General features: G+C 50.1%; 13 protein-coding genes and 1 tRNA gene. 4 read left to right on the forward strand and 10 right to left on the reverse strand.

What is annotated here, in order from left to right:
* Positions 1-3: 3 nt before the first annotated feature.
* From P8N76_21380 to P8N76_21390, 3 genes are read right to left on the reverse strand one after another with little or no spacing between them, the layout of a single operon-like run.
* The gene (locus P8N76_21380) at positions 4-300 is read right to left on the reverse strand and encodes an NIPSNAP family protein (protein ID MDG2384237.1); all 297 of its coding nucleotides are present in this window, start codon (positions 298-300) and stop codon (positions 4-6) included.
* Positions 278-1,291, reverse strand: a complete 1,014-nt coding sequence (locus P8N76_21385; GenBank protein MDG2384238.1) for a hypothetical protein — start codon at positions 1,289-1,291, stop codon at positions 278-280. Before P8N76_21385 ends, P8N76_21380 begins: the two co-directional genes overlap by 23 nt.
* Positions 1,291-1,983, reverse strand: a complete 693-nt coding sequence (locus P8N76_21390; protein ID MDG2384239.1) for a 2OG-Fe dioxygenase family protein — start codon at positions 1,981-1,983, stop codon at positions 1,291-1,293. Before P8N76_21390 ends, P8N76_21385 begins: the two co-directional genes overlap by 1 nt.
* Positions 1,984-2,146: 163 nt before the next feature.
* On the opposite strand from P8N76_21390, the gene P8N76_21395 reads away from it, so the two are divergent.
* Complete coding sequence (locus tag P8N76_21395; GenBank protein ID MDG2384240.1) at positions 2,147-8,083, forward strand: amino acid adenylation domain-containing protein; 5,937 nt, start codon at positions 2,147-2,149, stop codon at positions 8,081-8,083.
* Positions 8,084-8,337: 254 nt separating this feature from the next.
* Positions 8,338-9,564 (forward strand): potassium/proton antiporter, encoded by a 1,227-nt coding sequence (locus P8N76_21400; GenBank protein ID MDG2384241.1) that lies wholly within the window; start codon positions 8,338-8,340, stop codon positions 9,562-9,564.
* Between the two features lie 94 nt (positions 9,565-9,658).
* Here P8N76_21400 and P8N76_21405 read toward each other — a convergent pair whose 3' ends face one another.
* From P8N76_21405 to P8N76_21420, 4 genes are all read right to left on the reverse strand, one after another.
* The gene (locus P8N76_21405; GenBank protein ID MDG2384242.1) at positions 9,659-11,572 is read right to left on the reverse strand and encodes a sulfatase-like hydrolase/transferase; all 1,914 of its coding nucleotides are present in this window, start codon (positions 11,570-11,572) and stop codon (positions 9,659-9,661) included.
* Between the two features lie 160 nt (positions 11,573-11,732).
* Positions 11,733-12,497: an ROK family protein gene (locus P8N76_21410; protein MDG2384243.1), complete on the reverse strand. Its 765-nt coding sequence runs from the start codon at positions 12,495-12,497 to the stop codon at positions 11,733-11,735.
* A 291-nt stretch (positions 12,498-12,788) separates the two neighbouring features.
* Positions 12,789-14,285, reverse strand: a complete 1,497-nt coding sequence (locus P8N76_21415) for a PQQ-binding-like beta-propeller repeat protein (GenBank protein ID MDG2384244.1) — start codon at positions 14,283-14,285, stop codon at positions 12,789-12,791.
* A gap of 134 nt (positions 14,286-14,419) precedes the next feature.
* The gene (locus P8N76_21420) at positions 14,420-14,674 is read right to left on the reverse strand and encodes a hypothetical protein (GenBank protein MDG2384245.1); all 255 of its coding nucleotides are present in this window, start codon (positions 14,672-14,674) and stop codon (positions 14,420-14,422) included.
* 315 nt (positions 14,675-14,989) lie between these two features.
* On the opposite strand from P8N76_21420, the gene P8N76_21425 reads away from it, so the two are divergent.
* Positions 14,990-17,128, forward strand: a complete 2,139-nt coding sequence (locus tag P8N76_21425; GenBank protein MDG2384246.1) for a bi-domain-containing oxidoreductase — start codon at positions 14,990-14,992, stop codon at positions 17,126-17,128.
* Positions 17,129-17,197: 69 nt separating this feature from the next.
* On the opposite strand, the gene P8N76_21430 is transcribed toward P8N76_21425, so the two are convergent.
* The 3 genes from P8N76_21430 to P8N76_21440 form a co-directional block, all read right to left on the reverse strand.
* A complete protein-coding gene (locus P8N76_21430) occupies positions 17,198-17,650 on the reverse strand; it encodes a YaiI/YqxD family protein (GenBank protein ID MDG2384247.1) in 453 nt (150 codons plus the stop codon).
* A 206-nt stretch (positions 17,651-17,856) separates the two neighbouring features.
* The gene (locus P8N76_21435) at positions 17,857-18,720 is read right to left on the reverse strand and encodes a sulfotransferase (GenBank protein MDG2384248.1); all 864 of its coding nucleotides are present in this window, start codon (positions 18,718-18,720) and stop codon (positions 17,857-17,859) included.
* 140 nt (positions 18,721-18,860) lie between these two features.
* Positions 18,861-18,933: transfer RNA gene (locus tag P8N76_21440), tRNA-Ala, on the reverse strand.
* A gap of 86 nt (positions 18,934-19,019) precedes the next feature.
* On the opposite strand from P8N76_21440, the gene P8N76_21445 reads away from it, so the two are divergent.
* Complete coding sequence (locus P8N76_21445; GenBank protein ID MDG2384249.1) at positions 19,020-20,120, forward strand: lysylphosphatidylglycerol synthase transmembrane domain-containing protein; 1,101 nt, start codon at positions 19,020-19,022, stop codon at positions 20,118-20,120.
* Positions 20,121-20,124 lie beyond the last annotated feature (4 nt).

The following is a 20,124-nucleotide window of genomic DNA, read 5'->3' on the forward strand; positions in this document are numbered from 1 at the left end:
TAATCAGTCTGTCGAATCCAAAAAATATTCCGTGAACTTCAAACCATGCAAACCTGCTTGACGCCGATAAATTGCATTTTCAGTGGTTACAGGATCTTCCGCGACAGTTCGTTGTATTGCATGACATGCTGCTTCATTTTCATACAACCACATCACTACAACTCGACCCTCCTGATCGCAATAACGCCCTAGGAAGCGGGCGCCGTGTCGCTCATGAACCGGTTTCACCAATTCATAGAACACTCGGTCGGCAGAGTCGTGGTCGGACCCTTGTGACTCATAGATTCGCATTCGAATCATCAAGTATTTCTTTCTGTTTAAGAGCAGCGATGAAAGGTTCGAGATCCGATTCGCAGAACCATGGTCTTCTCGGCATGCTGGTCAACAGGTCAAGGGTACGACCCGATCCAAGTCGATCAATTAGCGGCAAGACCCACTCTTGTCGAATGTTGCACTGACCGGCTAGTTGGAAGAGACGGTATTCAGCCCCAGGCGCAGCCAATCCCAGGTCGGCCTCGCTCACAAGAAAAGCCGCCTCGTCTGGCGACAGGTCATCCCGATGTTCGGAAGCAAGTGCAATTGCATCTTCAAGCCGTAAATTTCGACCACCGATTCCCACGCCAGCGATGGAACCATCTATCCAGGTGCACCCCGACAGCAATGCAGATCGACTCGTTTCGATGGCCAGCCCTAGATTATTGTGGGCATGGTATCCAATCGCACCATTCCATTTGGATCGAACGGCTGACACAATTCTTGGCACCTCTTCCACCCTTACCGCACCACGCGAATCTGCAAGATAAATGGCGGCAACTTCTTGCGGTACTCTTTCCGTTACAGCAGCGATCCGCTCAAGGGAAAAGGAGCTGACGCTCGTAAAATTCAGCGTAACTTGAAATCCATGTGCAAGACATTGTTGCGCCAGTGAAATCGCCCGATGTGGAGAAGACACATCCACTGGTATTCGCAACAAGTCGATTAATCCAGCGCGTTTTTCCAACACCTGTGCCGGATCGTCAACGTTCGGTCGAATCATTCCCGCGAGAATGATCGATTCACCGACTTGACTCCGTATCCGACGGATCATCTTCGGAGGACATCCGGCCGCTTCGGGAAGAGATGCCAGATCATCGCAATAACCGATTTCGATCACATCGACATCGGCTAGCACATTTGTTGCCACGGCCTTCATCACGGCTTGATCAGAAAAACACCAATCATTCAGGTATCCTCCGTCTCGAAGTGTGACATCCAGAACCACAGGTAATTTATCGGTAAGACGAATCATCATCAGTCTGCTGACACCCGATTAAAATCAAGAATAAGGATATCGCGATAACCTATTTGCTGAGACCGCGAGCGAATGGGCGAGACGCTATGGTACGTTCTACGATCATCAATCAGGATCAAGTCGAACGGTTCTAACAACGTCGTCTCAAGAATCAATCTCTTTCCTTCGTCAAACACGCTGTTCTCACCTCCAACAATGCCCGATCGGTTAACCCCCACAATTGCAACGTAATCGTGGCCATCCCGATGTATGCCTTCAGGTGCCGGCAGGGACGGCTCGACAGTGGCTTCACTGCGGATTTGGTGAACATTCACCTTCCAATTCACCAGCGATTTACCAATTTGCATGACGAGGAATCGTAAGAGACCGCGCAACAGGGAAGAATTTCGCACACTTGCATCTAAAGGAAAGAATTCACGTTGTATTCCACCCGCAACCGGATTGAGTTCGAGCGATTGAAAAAATGGTGAATGAGGCAAAGGGGTGATCTCATTGCCCTCATCGCAAACGGCAAAAGAACCAAATCGACGTCTTCTTAGACCCCCGATTTCTTTCGGATAATAAGCGTCGAAAGGGAGATCGCCAAAACTAGAAAAAAATGTATTACCGTCACAAGACTTACAATTGTCCATGATCACCGGCTCGACATCAAAACCATTCATCTGCTGCAGGGGGCTCGGCTCAACTTTCATTTGGCAACGCCTTCAATTTTCAAAAAAACGGAATTGACAGTATCGCCGTTTCCGCTAGTCCATAACCTAGAATTCGAGAGTCATCAGAACTTATACGTCATTTCTACAACTCAAGCGACAATTTCGTCAGCAAATTGTTTTGGAACCACACTCAGATAGTCACATGAGAACTGCGAATCAGAATGGCACGGACCCTATGAATGCCAATGACAAGACCAAGAACTACGGTCCGAACTCTGAAAATCAAACCGAATGGTCATGCAACGATTTAACAGTTGTCGATCGCTTTGAATCAATCGTTTCGATCTGTGCAGAACGAAGCGCTCTCAACTGCGACAATCGAACACTGTCGTACGACGAGCTAAATCGCTGGGTCAATCGTATCGCCCACAGGGTGATTCATTCGTGCAGCTCGAACAAAACCCTTGATGGCGATCTGCCAGATCGCCTCATCAACTTAGCGAACCTAGGACCTGACAAGGTGGCCGCGAATCTTGCCGCTCTAAAGTCGGGTAAGACACTGATTTCGCTTAATCCCAACAGTAGCGCTCAACGGCTGTCGAAAATTATTTCCGACTCTAAACCAAGCGCAATCTTGACATGCTCTCAGATGACCAGCCGGGCAAAACAGCTTTCCAATGGTTGTTGTCCAATCATCGACGTTAGTCGCGAATCGGTAGCCTTACCGGAAAACAACCCAGGCTTATCAATTTCACCACAAAGTATCGCCTACATTGCCTTCACCTCAGGATCGACAGGATCACCCAAAGGTGTCATCCATACTCACAGCAGTCTCGTCGAAAGCATAAAGGTTTGGCATGACATCATCCCTATCGTTCCGAGCGACCACTGCGTGTTGTTTACTCAGGGAACTGGGTCTGCTTTAAAAATCCTTCTAAGCAGTTGCCTGTTCGGAGCGACACTTTTCGCAAAAGACATCCAAACCCAAGGATTCACGAACTCGGCAGATTGGATCCGACGAAATCGAATTTCGGTTTTAACGATTCCTCCTCAACTCTACCGAACATTGACCGCTGAGTTGTCGCACGACGATCACTTTCCGGACGTCCGAATACTTCGACTAAATTCAGATACCGTATTCCCCTCGGACCTAACTGAAGCGTGTCGACGCTTCGGCCCCAACTGCACCTTTATCAATGCTTTAAGTACAACTGAAACTGGAATGGTATCGGCCCTCTCCGTGCAATTGAAAAACGTTGATGAGAATTGCGATGTTTCTCCTTGCGATCCAGTCAAGGGTACGGACATCTTCATAATGAACGGCGACGACGCTCCTTTCCAGCGGAAGGGCTCGGGAATCCTAGGCATCACCGGCAACCAAGTGGCGTTGGGATACTGGACCGATCCAGACTTAACTGAAAAGCATTTTTTCTCATCTCCCGCCGATCCACAAAAACGATCTTTTCGGACAAGCGACGTGGTCTATATTAATGACGACGGTCAACTTTCCATCCTCGGGCGGAGCAATAATCAAATCAAAGTCCGTGGCAATTTCGTTAATCTGAGCGAAGTTGAAGGTTGTTTATTGCAACATCCCAATGTGAAAAAATCCGCATTAAAGGTGGACCGAGACAATGAGCAAGGCGCGCGGATAATCGCCTTCGTCCAGGTGGACAACGTCGACAAGAACATTCGCGCAGATATCATGAGCTTCCTAGAAAGCCGAATTGAATCTTATATGTTACCTGCAGACATCGTGACAATTCAGGAAATGCCACTTTTACAAAATGGCAAGATCGACGCTGATCAATTAGAGCTACCAGCTACCGTTTCCACAAACGAATCACAAGCCACCAACGACATCGAACGCGAAGTCTTGACAGTCTGGTCAGAAATCCTCGACAACAAAGCGATTCGTTTGGAGGATGACTTCTTTTATCTCGGGGGCAACTCCCTACTCGCCATCCGCATGATGATTCGACTCGAACAGCGCCTGATGGTTCATGTTCCGATGCACCTGCTGAGTGAAGCATCCACGGTTGAACATTTTGCTGCCGAATTAATCAAGATCGAAAACGTCTCCCCGCCCAAACCAGTCCGTGGAACGGCAGCGAAGTCTAGCTATCAGGGATCCTACCCGCTTTCATTTCCTCAGCAACGCCTTTGGTTTATCGCCCAACTAGAAGAACAAGTGGCGGCCTACAACATGTCGTCAACCTATGAATTCGAGGGCGAGCTCGACAAGGAAAATTTACGTCGCGCCGTTGAACGAATTGTGCATCGACATGAACCGCTGCGAACCGTTTTCAACCAAGGCGATGACGGTCAAATCTACCAATCCGTTCTACCAAAAAGTCATTTCAAACTTTCCTTTTATGATTTGACGTCTCATTCAGAAGCCGAACAAGCAACGAAAGTCGCCGAACATCAACAGAGCCAGGAAAGAACAGTATTTGATTTAAGCTCCGACCTGATGCTCCGAGCCATTCTGATCAAACTAAATGCAGATCGCCACCTGCTTTTACTCACGATACACCACATCGCCACCGACGGATGGTCCCATCGAATTCTGCAACGTGAATTATCCTACTTCTACACGGCTGAGCACGCTGGAGAGGAGCTGCCACTTACGGATCTAGATGTTCACTACAAAGACTTTGCAATCTGGCAACAAAACTCTGCATCGCGTCACGCTTCACAATTGGATTACTGGCTAACACAACTAAGCAACTTGCCTGATCTTGATCTCCCAACCGATCAACCTCGGCCAAACATTCAGACGCATCGCGGTGGTTCGACACCTATCAGACTAACCCTACCCCTGGCAAAACAACTGCAAAACAAAGCAGCTGAATCCCACGCAACGACTCACATGCTGCTGATGGCAGTATTTCAGGTCCTGCTACAGCGATATGCTGGACAAGACGATTTTGGCATTCTGGTACCGATTGCAGGTAGAAACGATCCCGACTTGGCCTATCAAATCGGCTGCTTTATCAACGTACTCGTGATTCGTGCAGATCTGTCTGGCAATCCTTCTTTCGATGAACTCGTGAGTCGCGTACGGGACACATCCCTTGGCGCGTACAGTCAACAGGAAGTCCCCTATGATCAGATCGTCGAAAACACTTGCGCACAAAGAGATCTAAGTCGCAACCCGCTCGCCCAAGTCCTATTCCAGTATTCCGACACCGATACAAACGAACTTGATTTCCCGAACTTAAACGTGAAGCGACATCCCTCACTTGGATTGAATGCGAGATTCGATCTGGAATTGAATCTTGTCGCAAATGAAACCGGGATCGCCGGTGAGTTGGTCTACAACACCGATCTTTTCCAAGCAGCGACGATCGATCGCCTTACGGGACACTTCTACCAGCTACTTGAGTCGATTGCCAAAGACACAAGCCAACCGATCGCAAATCTGCAAATGCTTTCGGCACCAGAACAGCAACAAGTTTTATTCGACTGCAATCAGACTTCCGTTGACTTTCCTTCAGAAAACAGCGTCCATCAGCTGTTCGAAGAACAGGCCCAGCGAACCCCCGACTCGATTGCAGTTGAGTTCGAAGAACAAAGGCTTACCTATCAGGAGCTAAATCAACGAACCAATCAACTTGCACACGACTTGCGTCATCGAGGAGTACAAACTGGCGACTCGGTGGGGCTCTGCCTGGAGAGATCTCCGGAAGCGATCGTCGGAATTCTGGGAATCCTGAAAGCGGGTGCCGCCTATGTGCCTCTCGACCCCGACTATCCTTCACAACGGCTTGAGTTCATGATTCGAGATACCAATCTCGCCTTCATCGTGACGAAACCAGATTTCCGAGAACTTCCGGCAACGGATATCAGCGAGGTTTACCTGGATACGAACGTCAGTCCAACCAATAAGAAACCCTGCGACGCCCCGCCGATCAATCTCACACAAGAGTCCACTGCCTATGTGATGTTCACCTCGGGTTCCACGGGCCGACCCAAAGGTGTCGTGATGCCCCATCGTGCGTTGCGTAACTTAGTGCAATGGCAAATGGACCAGGAATGGATGGGGCCGGCGCGTACTCTACAGTTTGCTTCGTGCAACTTTGATGTTTCCTTTCAAGAGCTAATGACGACGCTCGGCAGCGGTGGCACCTTGGTTTTGGTTTCCGAGTTAACTCGCCGAGATCCGGTCGAACTCTGGAAGCTGATCAACCAGGCACAGGTCGAACGCCTGTTCTTGCCGTTTGTCATGTTGCAGCAACTCGCCACGGTGGGTACTCACGGTGGAACAACCTTACGTGAGATTATTTCAGCCGGTGAATCGCTTCAACTCAGCCCTGAAATTCGGCAGCTTTTCCACCGACTCGAAAGCTGTCGTTTGCACAATCATTACGGTCCCACTGAAAGTCACGTCGTGACTTCTCATGTGCTGGATTGTGACATTGACAACTGGCCGAACGAAGCACCGATCGGAAAGCCGATCGCAAATACGCAAATCTATCTGCTTGACCAACAACAACAACCCGTACCGATCGGGGTAAGCGGTGAGCTTTACATCGGTGGCGAATGTCTGGCCAACGGCTACTTAAATCAACCCGAATTAACCGCAGAGAGATTCATCTCCAATCCGTACAGCAACGAGCCCGATTCTCGGCTTTATCGCACAGGCGACCTCTGTCGCCGTCTGCCCGGCGGCACACTTGAGTTCATGGGGCGATGCGATGACCAGATTAAGCTGCGAGGATTTCGTGTTGAACTTGGCGAAATCGAGTCGGCTCTCCTAGCACATCCCGATGTTGCCCAAGCCGTTGTGGTAGTGCGTGACCACCAAGCCAGTGACCAACGTTTAATTGCCTATTGCGTTCCGCATGAATCGGCAACCTTGGAGATTTCCTCAATCAAACGAGAACTCAAAGATTTGTTGCCCGATTACATGCTGCCTTCTGCATTTGTGGAATTGGAAACCTTTCCGCTTACAAACACCGGCAAGCTTGACCGTCGTGCCTTGCCCGTTCCCGATGATTCGAGACCCGAATTGGATGTTGGTTACGTCGCACCAACGACTGAAAGACAAGAACAGCTTGTAGCGATTTGGCAGGAACTTCTAGAGCTGGAACAGATCGGCATCCATGACAATTTCTTCGAACTCGGAGGGCATTCCCTACTCGCCATGAGGCTGCTGGCGATCATCGATCGACGACTTAACATCACCTATTCGCTGAAGGATTTTTTCCAAAATCCAACAATCGACGGATTGATTCAGGCGAGCGATGAACCTATCTCTGTCGCGCCAGAACTGTTGTCGATCCATCAACCAGACATTTCGAATCAAAACAAATTCCCGCTCGTTGTTGCTCCCAATCTCTTTGGCCATATCAACGAATGGATTTCATTTCTCACAGAGTTCCAACTGGATCGGCCTGTTTATGGTCTGCAACTAGCCGGTCATGCTCCCTATTGGACTGAGAATCCTTCCATCGAAGAGATCGCGACCAGAATGATAGACGCTTTGGACGATCGCATCATGGAGCAACCAATCCATTTCCTAGGGCACTCTTTCGGAGCTTACCTGGCCTACGAAATGGCACAGCAACTTGAGCGCCGAGGCAAAAAACCTGCCTCGGTTATCCTGATCGATGCTCGCCCGTTCACTCAACACCCTTCTTGGCGATTTCGCGACTTTTTATCGATCGCGTCCAACGCACCTTTCTGGCTGGTGAATGAATTACAAGTTTACGGTGCGGGTGATTTAATGCAGCGTTTTCAACGCCGTCTGAAAAGCAAACGCACCTCAAGCGATGCAACAGATAACCCAGCGTCATCACTTGAACAGTATGCCGTGCGTGCGATGCAGCAAATATTCAACTTGTCTGACTTTTCCAGCCTGTACCAGGATCGCTTGGTTCAAAGCTACTTGGCGTTTATTGCTTATCAAATGCAACCGACAAACAACCATGTGATTTACTTGAAGAGCCGAGTAAGAAATCTGATTCACCGTCACTCACACAACGGGAACTGGGACAACCTGGTAAATCCCGGATCACTGGATGTCTTTACGATTCCGGGCGATCACGGTGAACCACTCCACGACTTGTGGCAAAACGAGTTCTTTCGAATTTTGCAAAAAGCGTTGAAAAAGATCGATCAGGTCGATGGCTGACGGGACGCATCAAATATCACTCGCTAGGTCAATTCGGAATCATCTCAAACAACGGCGGCCAAACAAGTTGCCTGACGAACGGTTTGCGCCCAAATCGCGAAAGGTGTTCCAGGGAGGTCAAAACCATTTCCCCTCAAGGCACACGGTGAATTCCCTCCGAGGCATCGCATCAAAAAGCAACTTCGCCTAATATCATATGAGACCACTGATGCTCCGCCTCTAATCACCTTCCATCCACCCCGCCAGCAGCCATCATGGATTTTGCCGTCGAACCCATGGTTCTCATCGCAGGCACGTTATTATTTGCCAGCATTGTATTCAGCAAGCTTTCTGATCGCTTCGGAATCCCAACCCTATTGCTTTTTCTCACCGTCGGCATGTTAGCTGGCTCCGAGGGCATTGGCGGGATTGCCTTCGAATCCCCACAAATAACCCGAGCTGTCGGCACGGTTGCATTGCTCTTAATCCTCTTCGCCGGTGGTCTTGATACGGAATGGAAATCGATCAAGCCTGTACTCGCGCCCGGCTTAGTACTTTCCACCGTCGGCGTCGTCATGACTGCCCTGCTTCTCGGCGCCTTCGCTTCCTTTATTTTAGGAAGTTATTCTGAAATCCATATCGGTCGAGGTGGTCTTGCTTGGCTGCCCGCCTTACTACTGGCAGCCATCGTTTCTTCCACGGATGCAGCGGCTGTTTTTGGTGTCTTTCGAACTAGCGAAGTTCAGCCCCCGGAACGAATTCGTTACTTATTGGAATTTGAGTCGGGCAGCAATGACCCCATGGCAGTCCTGTTAACCACCGCGATTCTAGGATTCATGACTCAGGATGAAGGGATCGCGACGTATCTCGCCTTAGATCTCGTCTTACAACTTGGTTTGGGAGCGATAATTGGATGGTTGCTCGGCTTCACGGGCACGTTGATCGTCAATTACCTTAAGCTCTCTTCGGAGGGACTTTATCCGTTACTTGTGCTTGCAATTGGACTGTTGACGTTTGGAGTCACCGAACTGACGGGCGGCAACGGATTTCTGTCTGTCTATGTCGCCGGGCTCGTCTTAAGAAACGGAATTGTTCCCCGGCGCGAGGCAATTATTTCATTTCACGACGGGCTCTCCTGGCTGGCGCAGATCAGCATGTTTATCGTGCTGGGTTTGTTTGTATTTCCCTCTCGGCTTCCAGCGGTCGCGATCCCTTCCCTCGTGATTGCCTTATTCCTAATGTTTATTGCTCGCCCGATAAGCGTTACCCTCTGCCTGCTTCCATTCCGTCAAAGCCGCGAACAAATTGCTTTTGTATCCTGGGTCGGCCTGCGTGGTTCAGTGCCCATCGTATTGGCAACTTTCCCTGCAACCTACGGCATCGAAGGAGCTGACGACATTTTCAATGTTGTCTTTTTCATTGTGCTCACGTCAGTCCTCATTCAGGGACTGTCATTGATCCCATGTACGCGGTGGCTATTTCCGCCCCACAAGAAATTCTGAGTGCGCCTCATCACGTGCAAACGTCACCAGCAGCAACCGATCCATCCAGCTTGGATCTGGAAACACTTCGATTTAGAACCATTCGAACTGCGGCTTAATCAACGGCTCTTCTGCCAACGGCGATTTCAGCAGCCGATGCCCAAGCCTTGCCATTCACTTCGGACAACACTTGGATTTTTACGTAGCGTGCCTTGACAGGCGTACCACATGGAACGGATTGTACTGTGCGAACTTTTTCAAATTGGGTTTCCACAACCGGCTCACCAAATCCCTCGGAACTATCACCAACAAAGAACCGCGTTTTCGCAAACGTTCCATTCCAGCTTTCATCTTGCCGTGCGAGATAATAAAAACGATCGATTTCGAATTCACCACCCAAGTCCAATACCAAGCTATGGGGATGTTTATCGAGACGGCCAGAAAATCGCGTATGCCAATGGGTACGAGAATCCCCATCGACTGCGGACGCAGCATCGCGACCGGCCACATCACGTTCGCTACTCACTTCAACAACCTTCATTTGCTTTGCCGGAATTCGATTCTTAACTCGAATCTGATTCACCCGCTTACGTTTTTGTTGTGGCGGCCGGGTGGATCCCCATTTCGCTTGCCGATCACGTTCATGCAGCGCACGACCTTGATAGCTGCCCGGTTGAACGGGATCATGAGATTGCTTTGCGAATTGCTTAAGCCGATCGAGAATATCAGGGTGTTGTGCTGCCAAATCGTGCTTTTCACTAATGTCGGCTGCCAGGTCATAAAGGGCCCACTCGCCATTACGTTTCGTCCGGATCGCTTTCCAATTCTTCATTCGAACAGCAACCTGGGAACCATATTCCCAGTAGAGAAATTCATGCTCGACTTGTGGTTTACCCACCGCTTGCTCTCCTAAGAGTTCTGGCAAAAACGACAAACCGTCAATGTCATTCGGGGTTCGGGCACCGGAAAGTTCTGCAAGCGTCGGTAGAACATCAGGTTGATAACAAAGCAAATCACTAACCTGCCCTGCCTTAATTTTCCCAGGCCAACGCACCAGATAAGGAATTCGTAATCCTCCCTCAAAAAGATTGCCTTTACCGCCTCGAAATTCAACACCCGTGCGCGGATCAACGTTCGGGCCAAAAAAACCTCTCGGATACTGAGAGCTACGGAATCGGTCCTGCCCGCCGTTATCTCCCGTAAAGAAAACAATCGTGTTTTCCTCGAGGGAAAGTTCTTTCAACAACGCAATCACTTGGCCTAGATTACGGTCGACCATTGTCACCATCGCAGCATAGTTCTTCACATCCTGAGCAATCTTCTTATCGTCCATCCACGCATCATCTCGGTAGACGTCCCAGGCAGGATCATTCGCGGGAATGTCATACATCCCATGTGGAGGAGTAATGGGCAAGTAGCAAAAAAACGGGCGATCTTGATTGTCGCGAATGAACTTAAATGCTTCCTTCACAATTTCGTAGTGCGAATAGGTCTCACCCGAACGACCTCCTTGATTGCCAGCAAGTGGCACCTCCTCGCTGTTTCGAATCAGGTAAGGCGGGTAAAAGGAGTGCGCATGTACTTGATCGTAATAGCCGTAAAACAAATCAAATCCATGTTGCTCAGGAACCCCCGTTGAACCTCTGCCGCCCGCACCCCATTTCCCAAAACCACCGGTGACATACCCCTGCTGTTTAAGCAACGACGCAATCGTCACTTCATCAGCACGCAAGGGAGTTCCGCCATCATTTGCCCGCACCGATGCATGCCCCATATGTTTACCGGTCATTAATCCACAACGCAAAGGTGCACAAACGGGTGCAACGGCAAGTGCCTGGGTAAATCGGATCCCCTCACGCGCCATTTGATCAATATTTGGCGTTCTCAAATGTGGATTTCCCATATGAGACAATTCGAAATATGCAAGCTCATCCGACATCAAATAAACGATGTTCGGCAAGCGATCCTTTGCCAAACAATCAGCTTTTGCAATCACAACGACAGTCATCAAAAACACGATATGTTTCATGAATTTCCCTTTTGGCCGCGTACCGATTAGGTAACGGAAAATCAACCGCAAACCGTCATCATACCAATCGACAGCGCAAGATAACTGACTTTTTTCGGCCATGGAAACAACAGCGCGAAACGGGCCATATTTGCTGGGCTTTTCGCAATGCGATGAGCAGCTAGGGCAGGGCACTTGCCTCGAGCGCAAGTGCCGCCCCGATGATCCCCGCATGACCGCGAAAATCGGCTGGCACGAGCTTGGCGCGGGTCTGCAATTCGTGCAGAAACTTTTTTGATTCGCCGCTAATCCCACCACCAAAGATAATGAGATCAGGCCAAACGAGCGAATCCACATGACTCAAATAACGCTGCACTCGTTTCGTCCATTGAGCCAAGGTTAACTCACCGTCTTCGAAGAACCGACCGGCTGCTCGCTGTTCGGCAATATAACCATCGAGCTCAAGTTCACCCAATTCAAGATTCGGCGAAAGCTGCCCATCGACAAATAGAGCGCTGCCAATTCCAGTACCAAAGGTAAGCATCAGCACGACGCCCTGTTGCCGAAATTCTCGCCCGGCACCAAATTGCATCTCCGCCAGACCAGCAGCATCCGCATCGTTGATCAAGCAAACCTTTTTACCGAATCGAGATATTAGCAAATCACGTCCGTTCACACCCACCCAACTGTCGTCAACATTCGTCGCATTGTGCACGACACCAGCTCGGACAACTCCCGGAAAAGCGCAACCCATGGTATCGCAAGGTCCAAATTGCATGGCAATCTGGTCTACGATTTCCCCAATCGTTTCGATGACAGCGGTCGGAGTCGCTGGACAAGGCGTTGGGATTCGGACGCGTTCATGTAACATCTGACCTGAACGCAGATCAACCGTGGACCCCTTAATGCCCGAGCCACCCACATCGATCCCAAGTGCAGTGGTCAACGCCGGTCCCCTCCTTGTAAATCATGGTAACTTCGACACGTCCGCTTGCTGACCATAGAAAGGTTTTTCATGGATTCACAGAATAGGCAATCACGACGCTAATTTTACGAATTCATTGTTCATGGAGCAATGGCAGCCCGTTGCCGACTTCCCCACGAAAAATACCGAGTGCCACGATAGCGGCCGATGATTCAATTCAACTCCAGGCGGCGTCACACCGGATCCAATCCGTGTTCCCTCTATCACGCGGGCACCGTCGACACGCCTGACGGGTAGGTAACTCGACAAAGTCTACTTTGTATCAAACGCGTAGAGCTGGGAAGCCGTTCGCACGTATAACGTTCCATCAACAATCGCGGGAGTTGCCAAGATCGGTTCAGCAAGATCGTTTCGAGCAAGTTGTCGGGGAGTGTCTCCGCTGACATCAATCGTTGAAACGATCCCAGAAGCTGAACAAAGATAGAGTACATCACCACAAAGAATGGGCGATGCATAATAGGTCCCTGTCGCTCCCATACGCTTTCGATACAATCGTTTGCCACTCACCAAATCGATGCAGGTGAGAATACCACCATTCTTGACCATGTAAATCCGACGTTTGTGATAGATGGGAGATGGTACTTCCGGTATTGCCTTGCGTTCAAGTACGTCAACATTTGCATCCGTCACCTTTCCTTTTGCATTAAGTTGAACCGAAAGCAAACCGTGTTCACGGATACGATCGCCTCGATCACCTAGTTGGTCACGAAACCGATTCCATTCAGCCCGCTCCACATAGCCACTCCTGTCACGATCCAAACTCCGGAACATGATTGGCATTTTTGTTTGAGCCGCATCGGCCCCTTCGGGACGATGAAAGACCGCGAGATATTTCGGTAGTTCTTTCTTGTCGAGACGTTGATCGGCATCTTGATCATGCTTTTGCAACAACAGTTCGTATTCAGGTTGTTCTGGAACGAGTTCCGGTTCGCCCGTTTGATTCCAAGTTGCAACAAATAATTTACCTTCAGCCAGAATCGGAGTGCTGGTCGCTGTTGTGCTGGCCTTGATCGACCAAACAAGTTCGCCATCATCCCGCTGGTAGGAGGCAATCCCATTCGAGCTATGCAAGACAATTTGATCCTCCCATCGGATGGGAGTTCCCGTACATGATTTGTCAGGTCCAAACCGACCCGCACACTTTTTTTTCCAAATCAACTCCCCCGTTTCCATTGAGAGCGCAAGCAGGAAGTGATCAAAATAAGTGCCGCGATAGAGGATTACACGATCGCCCCAAATGATCGGCGAAATCGCATTTCCGCCATAGGTCTTGGCCGTCGGCATAGAAAAGGTCCACCGTTTGTTTCCCTGGCGATCAAAACAGATCAGACCACAAGATCCAAAATAGGCCACCACCGACTCACCATCGGTTGCAGGGGTACTGCTCGCTGGGCTAAACGCGGGATGTCCCTTTTCGATCTGTTTGCTGGGGACCTGTCTGCGCCACTTCACCTGGCCCAACTGCCGGTCAATACACCACACTTCTAAAAGCTTCTGGGTTGAATCGTATGACGTGAAGAATAAATCATCCTGCCAAATACATGGAGACGAATGCCCCTCGGGCACCTTGAGACTCCAAAGAACCTTTTCATCAGGTCCAAAATCAATCGGTGCGGCGACTGACGAATCGGCAATACCACTTGAATTCACACCGCGAAACTGAGGCCACGTCACCTCACCCCTTGCCGGTAATTCCGCGATAACAAGAACAACAGCGATCACACACCACGGATAAAATCTGAAAACCATCGGAGTCACTCATAAAATGAAAAAGCATCGACTAGCAAAATACAGCCTGGCTGTTAGATCGAGGCAAGTAACCGTTTTCAAATCCAATCAGACGCTCTGATCTCACACCACAAGACCTTGTCCTGCAGTATTCATCAGAGAAACTGGCCGTCAAAAATCACCACCATTGTCTCGATCCAAGTCTTCGGAAACGTTTCCTTCTCAGCGTAGATCTTACCAATAAGCCTCACGACACGCACACGTTTTCCAAACCGATGAATCCACACAGCCGAAGGACGGATACCATCAACATCACCGGCGTCGCAGATGATTACGCGAACAATTCCGGAACAGACCAAGCATTGATAGAGAATTGCCTGGCGAGTGCCGATTGGGAATGATACCGGCAATTATTTTGTTGCAACGAAATAAGACAACCACGCATTGAACCGAAACCGGTGTTGCCTACAGCTGGTGCAGAGGCGTTCACTATTTGCCCGCTTCATGAATCGATTTTGGAATCACAGTTAAAATAAACAAATGGCTCGCCATACCGTAGGCAAACGCTTCTGTGCAAATTCCAAGGATTAACCTACATTTCAATGAAAGGCGTCAAAATCGGATCGTTCGAAACTTGAATCGTTGACGATCGAGTTCCGACAGGTACGCATACATTCCGATTGAGTTCGCTACGTTTGAGACGTCGCCCTAAGGAGCTTCCGGACGTGAAACAAGTTTTGCAACATCTACGCACGGGCAAACTCGAACTGGCCGAAGTTCCCTGTCCAGCTCTTCGATCGGGTCACCTGTTAATCCAAACGACGCACAGCCTGATCTCTCCTGGCACAGAACGGATGTTGGTGGAATTCAGCCGAGGAAATCTCATCTCCAAAGCCCGCTCGCAACCCGATAAAGTGAAACAGGTTTTGGACAAGATTAAAACCGATGGACTGCTGCCAACCTTGGAAACGGTTTTCAGTCGATTGGATGAACCGATCCCGATGGGCTATTGCAATGTTGGACGAGTCATCGAGGTAGGTCGTGGCGTCCGCGATTTCAATGTGGGTGACTTAGTTGCTTCCAATGGAAACCATGCCGAGATGGTGTGTGTGCCATCGACGTTAGCGGCTCGCATTCCAGAAGAGGTTTCCAGCGACACAGCAACCTTCACGGTGATGGGTGCCATCGCGCTTCAGGGTACTCGGCTGATAAACCCAACTTTTGGAGAGCGGTTCACCGTTGTGGGACTTGGCTTACTGGGGCTCGTAGCGGTTCAGTTCCTGCGTGCGCAAGGCTGTGGAGTTCTCGCAGTGGACGTCGACCAGGGACGTTGCAATATGGCTGCAGCAATGGGCTGCGAAACCGTCAATGCGAGTACCGGCGATCCAATTCGGGCAGCGACGACCTACAGCAATGGGAAAGGAATGGATGGCGTACTCATCACCGCTTCATCACCCAGTGATGAAATTATGCATCAAGCTGCTACGATGTGTCGAAAACGCGGTCGCATTGTCCTCATCGGCTCAGTGGGCTTGAATCTAAAACGTGCTGACTTCTACGAAAAAGAACTATCATTTCAAGTCTCTTGTTCTTATGGACCAGGACGCTATGACCCAACTTACGAAGATCAAGCTTGTGATTACCCACGAGGCTTTGTCCGATGGACGGTTGCTCGGAACTTCGAAGCTGTCCTGGACGCCATGGCAAGAGAACAAATCAATGTCGCGGAGCTCATCACCCGCACGATGCCACACACTGAAGCTGCACAAGCCTATGATGCAATCCTGAATGACCGCTCGGTCATCGGCGTTGTGATGCAGTATCCAAAAGGCGATCCGCCGCTCACCCGCACCATCCGCCGCTCAACTGCAAAAACAGTCGTGAGCCCGCCGACCGCACCCGTCGTCGGCATGATCGGCGCCGGCTTATTCTCCAAAGGCGTGCTGCTCCCGGCAATTCGAGACGCCGGCGTAAGAATTGCTTCGGTTGCGTCAGCCGGTGGCCTCTCCAGCCAACATGCAGGAAAAAAATTCAACGCCGATGAAATGACAACTGATACGCGGGGCATCTTACAAAACGATAAAATCAACACGGTGTTTATCACCACTCGACATGGTTCTCATGCGGATTTCACGATCGATTCGCTTGAATCCAACAAACATGTCTTCGTCGAAAAACCATTAGCCATTGACGCCGAAGGCCTCGCGCGCGTCACCGCCGCCTATGAAAAGCATGCTCAACAACACTTGATGGTCGGTTTCAACCGTCGTTTTGCACCCCACGCTGTCAAAGCGAAAGAATTACTCGCCTCGCGATCAGAACCCATTGTTGTCAACATCCTTGTCAATGCGGGCGACATTCCACCGGACACCTGGCATCACGATCCGGAAGTTGGCGGCGGTCGAATCATTGGTGAGGGCTGTCACTTTATTGATCTCGCCATGTTCCTCGTCGGAAATCCGATTCGAACCATTCAAGCTGTCATGTTTGGTCCAGATTGCGGTACCCCGCGAGATGACAAGACTTCAATTAGCATGACTTTTGATGACGGTTCGATCAGCACGATTCACTATTTGGCCAATGGCCCCAAGGCGTACCCGAAAGAAACAGTGACAATTTTTAGCGAAGGGCGCGTGCTGGAAATTGCCAATTGGCGACGCATGAACGGCCACGCCTGGGATCTACCCAAAATGCGGCAAAAAATGGACAAGGGGCATCGTGCCGAGGTGGCGGCTTTCTTGAAAAATATCGAACAAGGTGGCCCACCCCTGATTCCCTACAGCGAATTGGAACTGGTGACTCGTGCAAGCTTTGCTGCTGTCCGTGCGGCCATTGAGCACACCACCATCAACCTCGATGACTAGCAAGCGCCCCATCGCCTCTCGCTAAGCGCCTCTCGCTAAGCGCCTCAAACGCTTGCTATAAATTATTGACTATCGCGTTGCTTTCGTCAGCCATCGGTCGAGTTGGTTGGCGAACGCCTGTTTATCTTTCGAATTAAAGTTAGACGGACCACTGGTAACTTGCCCATCAGCTCGTAAATCGTCCAACATATTGCGTACGGCCAAACGCTCGCCCACATTTGCTTCGGTGTACAATTCCCCACGTGGATTCAATGCTTGACCTCCATCGGCAACCACGTTTGCCGCAAGTGGAATGTCGGCAGTGATCACCAAATCACCGGGTTCCATAAGTTCGACAATACGTCGGTCAGCGATATCCATCCCAGTCTGTACGGGAACACACGCGATGTATTCCGACTTGGGTATCCGCAATTGTTGATTCGCAACGAGCGTCACCTTCGTCTTGGTGCGAACTGCTGCTCGAAACAACAACTCTTTCACCGCACTCGGACAAGCATCTGCATCGACCCAAATTTGCATCATCTACTCCCTCAAACCACTGAGAATATCCTGGCAAACAAAGGGATCCAATATCGACCCACTGTCGCACCGAATTTGGGAAGACACTTCGGAAGACCGAAAACAAAAAGGAAAGACTTTGAATCGATCCGTTCTTCGCCAAATCAGTTTCCATACACCACTTATTCTCTCGAAATGAGTAGTACACAGTTGACTGAGAGCGTTTCCACCTATTGGAAGTTTTTCCACAAACTAAAATCCACCTCTGGGAAGTCATGACCTAGCTTCGTGACATCATCGCGATAGGCGTCGATCAACGATCTTCGGTTGGCTTCGGTCAGCACGTAATCGCCTCGATTCCAAGTCCGATTTTTACTCACCCTAAAATTGATGGAATCGAACGAAATCTCGGGAAGATCGAGGAACTCAAATGTCCGTCGCAACTGAACCTTGGGTTCGAGCTTGCACTTTTCATATTGCAGTATCAAGAATTGCGATCGCGAAAAATCCCCCAACCACCGCTGTAACTGCTGAAAATAAAGGCCGTGTGTAAACTGAAGGGTCGCAATAGCATTCGGAGAGATCACAGATTTTAGCAATGCATTATCTGCCCGTAACTGGTGCAGCATGCCAGAAACAAATCGATCGATAGGATCTCGAAGGATAACAATGAACTTCGCATTGGGCGCAGTCGCTTTCATAAGTGGCGGCACCCAATAGCTAAACAAATATGCCGGAGTCCATTCACCTGCCAGCATCCCGTCGGGCCTTGCAAACCATTTGGCATACTCAGCTTGATCTGCTGCGGTAAAGTTTCTTTCGCAAAAGCAATCGAAAAAATGACGTTCTTTCACCAAGTAAGCCGGCTGAACCTTGCCGATGAGACAGGAGCTGTCATAGACCCGGGGATGACAAGTAATGAGTGAATGCCACCAAGTCGTCCCGCACTTCATGGCTCCAAGACCAACGAAATCGGGAAGTTGACAGTTGTATCCCTCCGGCGGAAGGATCGGTTCCTGCGCTGACGACGGCGCACCTTTCCCATACCAAACGTCCAACAAAACTTTTCGCAATCGCCGATAAATGAATCCCATCTCGATACACCTGGAAAGGCCGCACAGAGGTAATGGCCTACTGGGCGAGGCCAATCTGCGGAGAAGCATCTTCCAACAAAGCAACCAGCCAGGGTCTTGCCTAGACACCTCTTGCTTCACGATAATGCTTGCATGAACTATGGAGGATAGGGGACTCGAACCCCTGACCTTCTGGCTGCCAGCCAGACGCTCTCCCAACTGAGCTAATCCCCCAAGACCGAGCGTGGACCCGATCGGATAAAAAACGGTATCACCACCGGGCTAGTATGTCAAGGAGTGGCGACCATCCTCGATGCCAGGTGAACGAATTCCAACTCGATTCACCAGAAGAAAACGATCATTTGCGAAATCTATTACGAACTCGACTCGCCAGTTTGCTCGGATTGATCATTCCAATCATCATTATCGCGACTCTTTTTTATCAGACCTGGAGAAATGACCCCGATGCTCTTCGAATGTTGTCCGATGGCCCGCGTTCACCTTGGCGACTGTTTAGCTGTTTTGGTTTGATCATCTTGGCCGCGACCATCTCCTTTTTTCGCTGGCATTTGTTATTACGAATCGTTCAGATCCCGATCCGTCTTCGTGACACGATGCGTCTCGGGTTTCTTGGTCAACTACTGACCTTTATTTCTCTCGGACAGATGGGAGGTGACTTGTTCAAAGCCGTGTTTATTGCACGAGAACAAGACGATCGCCGAGCCGAAGCGATCGGCACCATCATTGTCGATCGCCTATGCGGATTGTACGGCTTGCTGATCGTCGCGACGGTAGCCCTGCTCGCCTCAGGCGTCGGTCATGAGGATACAGAACTGGAAGTGATTGCCAATGGAACCTACCTGCTCACGGGCATCGGCTCGATTGTCGCGGCGCTCGCCCTGATCCCTCAGGTCGCACAGAGCAAATTGACACGTCGCCTGACTCAAACCCCAAAGCTAGGTGGCCTCTTTAAGCGGGTGTTGGATGCTCTGTACTTATTTCACGATAATAAGCTGGGACTGGTGGCAATTGGTGGAATCAGCCTAATGGTCCACATTCTTACCGCGTTCGCAATTTATTTCGCCGCAACGAGCCTTTATTCGACAACCCCTTCTATCGGGCAGATCTTCGTTGCAAGTCCAATCGCCTCGGTCGCTGGGGCACTACCGATCACTCCCGGTGGTTTGGGGAGCTACGAATTAGTGATGGACTTCATGTACAACTTATTCAGCCCGGCAGACGCACAAGGGCGAGGAATCGTCGTGGCAAGTTGCTTTCGCATCGGCACATTCGCTGTGGCCGCGATCGGTATCGTTTTCTACTGGATGCGCCATCGAGAACTTGGCAAGATCCTGACAGAAGTCGAGTCCGAAAAGGCCGACCACAAAAACCCACAGCCGCCAGCAAATAAACCGCAATAACAAT

This window comes from Pirellulaceae bacterium (genome assembly GCA_029243025.1).
Classification (GTDB): Bacteria; Planctomycetota; Planctomycetia; order Pirellulales; family Pirellulaceae.